A 341-nucleotide genomic window follows, 5' to 3' on the forward strand; every position below is an offset into this window, starting at 1 on the left:
CTGCGCCAGCTGCACCGGCGAGGCGGTCACCAGCCACACCTGCTGGCCCGCTTGAATGTGCATGTCGGCCAGTTCCTTGGTGTCCGGGAAGATGCGTTCCGCGATCGTCGCCGCCCAGATCTCCTGGGCCATTTCGATAACCTCGGACTCCTTGCGCCCCTTCACCAGCGCCAGCGCCTGCTCCCGGCCGCTGGAGATGTCGTCCGCGCTTTCCTTGCCAAGCATCCGGAACTTCATCTGCACCCAAATAAAGCCCAGCAGCTGTCGGGCAGTGAAGAAGCGCCGTTTCGCCAGGCCACGAGCGAAGAGCAGGATCGAGGCGCCCTTAATCAGCGTGTTAT

General features: G+C 63.0%; 1 protein-coding gene. It reads right to left on the reverse strand.

Annotation, left to right across the window (positions count from 1 at the left end):
* Window positions 1-341 (reverse strand): haloacid dehalogenase-like hydrolase (locus CYJ76_RS11750; RefSeq protein ID WP_331250404.1); only part of this gene is annotated, 341 nt, incomplete at both ends.

Origin of the sequence: Kytococcus schroeteri, assembly GCF_002847825.1 — a bacterium.
Lineage (GTDB): Bacteria > Actinomycetota > Actinomycetes > Actinomycetales > Dermatophilaceae > Kytococcus > Kytococcus schroeteri.